A 6,187-nucleotide genomic window follows, 5' to 3' on the forward strand; every position below is an offset into this window, starting at 1 on the left:
TTAACGATACCGCGCTCTACACGACCGGTAACAACAGTACCACGGCCGGAGATGGAGAATACGTCTTCGATAGGCAGCAGGAACGGCTTGTCAATCGCACGCTCTGGTTCTGGGATGTAAGAATCCAGGAAACCTGCCAGCTCAACGATTTTAGCTTCCCACTCAGCTTCACCCTGCAGTGCTTTCAGTGCAGAACCACGAACAACTGGGATGTCGTCGCCAGGGAAATCATAAGCAGACAGCAGCTCACGGACTTCCATTTCAACCAGTTCCAGCAGCTCTTCGTCGTCTACCATGTCGCATTTGTTCATGAATACGATCATGTAAGGAACGCCAACCTGACGACCCAGCAGGATGTGCTCACGAGTCTGAGGCATAGGGCCGTCAGTCGCAGCAACAACCAGGATTGCGCCATCCATCTGAGCAGCACCGGTGATCATGTTTTTCACATAGTCGGCGTGGCCCGGGCAGTCAACGTGCGCGTAGTGGCGTGACGGGGTGTCATACTCAACGTGAGAGGTATTGATGGTGATACCACGTGCTTTTTCTTCTGGTGCGTTATCGATCTGGTCGAATGCGCGAGCAGAACCGCCGTAGGTTTTAGCCAGAACGGTGGTGATAGCTGCAGTCAGGGTAGTTTTACCGTGGTCAACGTGGCCGATAGTACCAACGTTGACGTGCGGTTTGGAACGTTCAAATTTTTCTTTAGACATCGCTTGTCCCTCTAAGACACGGATTAATCGGTGATATCACCACATCAACCAGGCATTGCCTGAATCGTTGAATTTTAATGCACAGAGAAGAAGCAGGGAGGGAGATTTTGAAAGTGGTGCTGATACCCAGAGTCGAACTGGGGACCTCACCCTTACCAAGGGTGCGCTCTACCAACTGAGCCATATCAGCACGGCTTGGAGCGGGCAGCGGGAATCGAACCCGCATCATCAGCTTGGAAGGCTGAGGTAATAGCCATTATACGATGCCCGCATCCTGGAACTCGGCTACCTGTTCTGTCTGTAGCTTGTGAACAACAAGAAAAAGCTTTCCTGTCATTCGAATCATCCGGCATTTGCCTGATGACTTTGACTGTGCTTGAGCTCAGTCGGAAATCTTGATGAACAAACCTTTGGAAGATTGTCATCGTTGCAGATAAGCGATTGCTTGCTTACTGCTTTCAACTCAAAACTCAGAGTCGAAATGGTGGTGGGGGAAGGATTCGAACCTTCGAAGTCGATGACGGCAGATTTACAGTCTGCTCCCTTTGGCCGCTCGGGAACCCCACCAGGGGTATTTCGTTACTTGATGGTGCCGGCTACCGGAATCGAACTGGTGACCTACTGATTACAAGTCAGTTGCTCTACCAACTGAGCTAAGCCGGCATCAAGTGGTGCGCATTCTAGGAAGACCGGGCGCATGATGCAACAAAAATATTGCGATAAATGTTCTTATGCTCACTATTTGTGCAAAACCTCGCAAATCGGCGTCTGAATACAATTATTCCGTTCAAATAAACAGCAAAGAGTCCTGTTTTCGACTGTCTTCGCTCTGTCCAATAACAGAATATTTCAGTGCTTCTTTTTTACATTACCGGCGATTTTTTCTCACCGGATGCACCAGCATGCCGCGACCGCACATTTAGTGTGCAACCACACGGATGTTGGCTTGGCGGAATGCGCCACCATTCGCGCTCTACAGACTGGAACACATTTTGCTTATCTTTAGTGGACTAACCAGACCCTATACCCCAGAGGAGGACTCGCATGAAAATAATGATGCTCACTGCTGCCACCCTGCCGGTTTATCGTAGTCAGTTAGCCGAGTTGTTAATGGATGCCGTTATTCACAATGCTCTGACTGACTACCAGCCTATCCAAAATCGTGAAGAGGCGGCCACCTACTTCCATAGCCTGCGTGACGGGTTGGCAAAGGGAGAACGACTTTTATGGGTAGGCTGTGACCAGAATGGTGTTGTGGCAAGCATACAGCTGGAAATCTGCACACGCCCGGATGGCCGCAATCGTGCCGAGGTCCAACAGCTGCTGGTTCATAGCCGGGCAAGGCGTAAAGGCGCGGGGAAGAGGCTTCTGGCCGTACTGGAGCAGGAGGCAATGCAACGGCAACGTGGCCTGCTCTATCTCGATACGCTGGCAGGAACAGCGGCAGAGGCATTTTATCGCGCACAGGGCTACAGTTGCCTTGGAGAGCTACCTGATTATGCCTGCTTAGCCGAGGGCTATTACTGCCCCGCCGTGATTTATTACAAACGCCTGTTTAGGGTTAATCAGGTTGTGCGTCCGATTGCCAGTTAAAGTTATCATTAATGCGGGTGAGCTTCCGTTTGCACCCGCTGTGCATCTTTTTTCCTTCTTATTCCTGCCCTTCTGATGTTAACCTCCTGCCCATTGTGTTCTGATTTAGCCCTCAGTACTAAGGCCTGTCTCCGAGACTTACTCGTTGAAATAATATGGCTAACACACTGAAGGATAAACGATTGCTGGCAGAAGCATGTATATGAGCAAAAAAGATTCGTTGTTAACTACGCCCTATTTGCAATTCAACCGAACTCAGTGGGCGGCGCTGCGCGATTCAGTGCCAATGACACTGTCTGAGGATGAAATTGCTCAGCTGAAAGGGATTAACGAAGATCTCTCTCTTGAAGAGGTTGCTGAGATCTACCTGCCACTGTCCCGACTGCTGAATTTTTATATCAGCTCAAATTTGGGACGTCAGGCCGTTCTTGAGAAATTCCTCGGGACTAAAGGGCAGAAAGTGCCCTATATCATCAGTATCGCGGGCAGCGTTGCGGTAGGGAAAAGTACCACGGCCCGCGTGCTGCAGGCACTGCTGAGCCGCTGGCCGGAGCACCGTCGAGTCGAATTGATCACTACCGATGGCTTTCTGCATCCAAACTCGGTACTGAAAGAGCGTGACCTGATGAAGAAAAAGGGATTCCCTCTTTCTTACGACATGCACAGGCTGGTTAATTTCGTTTCGGAATTAAAGTCGGGTGCTGCGCAGGTCACCGCTCCGGTCTATTCTCATCTTATTTATGATGTGATACCGGACGGTGATAAGATCGTACAGCAGCCGGATATTCTTATTCTTGAAGGGCTGAATGTACTGCAAAGTGGCATGGATTATCCGCACGATCCCCACCATGTATTCGTGTCTGACTTTGTTGATTTCTCTATTTATGTCGATGCGCCTGAGGATTTACTGGAACACTGGTATATCAATCGTTTCCTGAAATTCCGTCAGGGTGCATTCAGCGATCCCGACTCTTATTTCCATCACTATGCGCAGCTACCCGAGGAAGAAGCGATAGGCATTGCAACTCAGTTATGGAAAGAAATTAACCACTTAAACTTAAAAGAAAATATATTACCGACTCGCGAACGAGCCAGCCTGATTATGACCAAAAGCTTTGGTCATGCGGTTGATTTGGTAAGATTAAGAAAGTGAAAAAGGGGCGGTCAATGCCCCTTTTATCAATCATATATTAAATGATTGACTGAGTTTCGATGCTGCGATGTGACTGATCTTTAATTTTGCGGCCTTAATGAAATTTCGCCACCAACCCAGGATTTTCTGACGCCATCCTGTTCAAGGATCAGTCCACCCTGCTGATCGATACCTCGCGCAATACCGAATATTTCCCGGTCGCCAATCAGCAACTTCACCGGTCGATCGATAAAATTGTCCAGTCTGGCCCAGCGCCCGACAAATGGCGTCAAGCCATCCTGTTCAAACTGTGCAAGCGCAGAGCGCAACTTATTAACGATCCTTGCAGATAAAGCATTACGGTCAACGATCACCCCTGCTTCCTGGAGATTTACCCATCCCTGGTTAATGGCTTCTGCTGCCGGTGCACGCATGCCCAAATTGATTCCGGCACCAATGACAATTTGCGCAGCATCGCCGGTTTTTCCCGTAAGTTCGACCAGAATCCCCGCCAGCTTACGATCTTCGAGATAAATATCATTAGGCCATTTGACGCGGACATCGGCCGCACCGAGCTCCTGTAAGGCTTCAGCCAGTACGATACCAATGACCAGACTCAGCCCCATTGCCGCCGCCGGCCCCTGCTCAAGACGCCAGTACATGGACAGATACAGGTTCACGCCGAAGGGGGAAACCCACTGCCTTCCTCGTCTGCCCCTTCCGGCCTGCTGATACTCGGCAACGCAGGCGTCACCTGACTGCAGCGTGTCCATACGATCCAGCAAGTATTGGTTGGTTGAGTCGATAACCGGGATAACGGCCAGACGCCCATCGTCTAATTGGGCATTGATATCTTCTTCGTCAAGTAACTGCATTGGAGAAGACAGGCTGTAACCTTTCCCGGTCACCGTGAAAACATCAATACCCCATTCTTTCAGCGTCTGAATATGCTTATTGATGGCAGCACGGCTCATCCCAAGCTGTTCACCCAGCTGCTCACCGGAATGAAATTCACCGTTGGCCAGAATCGAAACCAACTTTAAGGGTACGGTATTATCTTTCATGCGAGTGCCTCCACTGCATTTATCTCGCCACCGGCAGCAATAAACCGGACTTCCGGTTCAAGCCAGACATTAAATTTCGCCGCTACCCGCTGACGTACAATACGGGCCAGATCGACGATATCTTTTCCTGTCGCATTCTCACTATTTATCAGCACCAGAGCCTGTTTTTCATGCACAGCAGCCCCTCCCTGACGAAATCCTTTAAGTTCACAGCGGTCGATCAGCCAGCCAGCGGCCAGTTTAACGTCGCCGCTTTCCTGCGGATAAAGCGGAATGGCTGGATAGTCTTTCTGCAGCAGAGCCGCAGCCTCTGTGCTGACTAATGGGTTTTTGAAGAAGCTGCCTGCGTTTCCGGTCACCTGGGGGTCTGGCAGCTTGCTACGTCGCATATGGCATACAGAGTCAAAAACCTGACGTGGAGTGACCGTCTGTGGATCCAAATATTTCAGATCGCCATAGCTCAGCACCGGCTTCCACACTTTGGACAGCCGTAAACCGATTGCCACAATCGCAAAACCATCGCGGTATTGATGCTTAAAGATGCTGTCCCTGTAGCCAAACTGACACTGGTCTGCCGTCAGCCGCTGTGTATTGCCATCAGCAAGGTTTATGACGTCAACATACGCACACAACTTTTCCAGTTCAATGCCATAGGCCCCGATATTCTGGATCGGCGCGGATCCCGCACAGCCCGGTATTAATGCCAGATTTTCTAATCCCGCCAGCCCTTTATTAAGCGTCAACTCAACCAGCTGATGCCAGTTTTCTCCAGCGCCTACATGCAGTAGCCATGCATCATTTTGCTCCTGGATCTCGATGCCTTTAAGCCGGTTAATGATCACCTGGCCAGAGAAGTCCTCAATAAACAGTACATTACTACCTTCCCCAAGTAGCAGCGTGGGCTCATTTTGCCGCTGGCTTAACTGCCATGACCGGCACAACTGCTCTGCATTCTCAGCAACGGTAATAGTGGCAGCTGCAGCTTCAAGAGAAAATGTATTCCAGGGTTTTAGTGAGTTTTGCTGGCGGGACATAAGGCGGCCTTTACGAATTTAACTGCCAGTATTGTAACCGATCGACTGGAGGTGGGTTTAGGATTTTCTGGTAGCTATCTGCTATCCAAACCTGCGTTGGCAACCTATTGAATAACCTACGTTCACAAAAATTATGGATTTAAGTGTAGATAGTTTACTACGGGATAAGGCATGAGTACTGCAGAGGTGTCTACAGAAACGCCTTTTTGATGCTAACTAAGTCATAGTTGAGGTGAAAATCGTGAATATTTCAGTTTTTTTCATGCACAGAGCGGCTAAGGAGCATGATTTTCACTCAAAATATGGGCAAAAAAACCCAGGTACAGATTATTTTTCAGCCATTCCTGCATTCATTACTGCCTGATTGCAGGCAATCAGGCCTGTCGTTTCTGAACAATTTCTTCGAAGTGAGTGAGATTGATTAAAAGTGGATGGCTGCGCGGAGAAAGCAGAATACGGGACTGTAAAATGGCTACTTCAGAGGGAATTTTAGACTGTGCAAACGCAAAAAGGCCATCCTTGCGGATGGCCTTCTGCTTAATTTGATGCCTGGCAGTTCCCTACAATACTCGTATCATCCTGATACTCGCCCCTTCGGGGCCGCCGCAGGCGGCGTTCAAAATTGTTCCCGACAATTTTGTCGCATGTACA

Annotated in this window: 5 protein-coding genes and 4 tRNA genes; 2 read left to right on the top strand and 7 right to left on the bottom strand. The window is 49.5% G+C overall.

Going from position 1 to position 6,187, the window contains the following annotated elements; translation table 11 throughout:
• The 5 genes from EC836_RS24415 to EC836_RS24435 all read right to left on the bottom strand — a co-directional run.
• A partial coding sequence (locus EC836_RS24415) for an elongation factor Tu (protein WP_123337981.1) occupies positions 1–713 on the bottom strand: 713 nt, incomplete at its 3' end.
• A gap of 114 nt (positions 714–827) precedes the next feature.
• Positions 828–903: transfer RNA gene (locus EC836_RS24420), tRNA-Thr, on the bottom strand.
• A gap of 6 nt (positions 904–909) precedes the next feature.
• A tRNA-Gly gene (locus EC836_RS24425) sits at positions 910–984 on the bottom strand.
• A gap of 211 nt (positions 985–1,195) precedes the next feature.
• A tRNA-Tyr gene (locus EC836_RS24430) sits at positions 1,196–1,280 on the bottom strand.
• A gap of 20 nt (positions 1,281–1,300) precedes the next feature.
• Positions 1,301–1,376 (bottom strand) — tRNA-Thr (locus tag EC836_RS24435).
• 381 nt (positions 1,377–1,757) lie between these two features.
• On the opposite strand from EC836_RS24435, the gene EC836_RS24440 reads away from it, so the two are divergent.
• Positions 1,758–2,306, top strand: coding sequence for an N-acetyltransferase (locus tag EC836_RS24440; RefSeq protein ID WP_123337982.1), 549 nt, complete (start codon positions 1,758–1,760; stop codon positions 2,304–2,306).
• Between the two features lie 202 nt (positions 2,307–2,508).
• A complete protein-coding gene (gene coaA / locus EC836_RS24445) occupies positions 2,509–3,459 on the top strand; it encodes a type I pantothenate kinase (protein WP_123337983.1) in 951 nt (316 codons plus the stop codon).
• 80 nt (positions 3,460–3,539) lie between these two features.
• On the opposite strand, the gene birA is transcribed toward coaA, so the two are convergent.
• Positions 3,540–4,502, bottom strand: a complete 963-nt coding sequence (gene birA, locus EC836_RS24450; protein ID WP_123337984.1) for a bifunctional biotin--[acetyl-CoA-carboxylase] ligase/biotin operon repressor BirA — start codon at positions 4,500–4,502, stop codon at positions 3,540–3,542.
• Positions 4,499–5,536: a UDP-N-acetylmuramate dehydrogenase gene (gene murB / locus EC836_RS24455; RefSeq protein WP_123337985.1), complete on the bottom strand. Its 1,038-nt coding sequence runs from the start codon at positions 5,534–5,536 to the stop codon at positions 4,499–4,501. The genes birA and murB overlap by 4 nt, the downstream gene beginning before the upstream one ends.
• Positions 5,537–6,187: the final 651 nt, after the last annotated feature.

Source organism: Erwinia sp. JUb26, from assembly GCF_003751505.1.
Classification (GTDB): domain Bacteria; phylum Pseudomonadota; class Gammaproteobacteria; order Enterobacterales; family Enterobacteriaceae; genus Erwinia.

Excerpts from the sequence above, each read along its gene's own strand:
- murB (WP_123337985.1), bottom strand. The coding sequence starts at position 5,536 with ATGTCCCGCCAGCAAAACTCACTAAAACCCTGGAATACATTTTCTCTT.
- coaA (WP_123337983.1), top strand. The coding sequence starts at position 2,509 with ATGAGCAAAAAAGATTCGTTGTTAACTACGCCCTATTTGCAATTCAAC.
- EC836_RS24440 (WP_123337982.1), top strand. The coding sequence starts at position 1,758 with ATGAAAATAATGATGCTCACTGCTGCCACCCTGCCGGTTTATCGTAGT.
- birA (WP_123337984.1), bottom strand. The coding sequence starts at position 4,502 with ATGAAAGATAATACCGTACCCTTAAAGTTGGTTTCGATTCTGGCCAAC.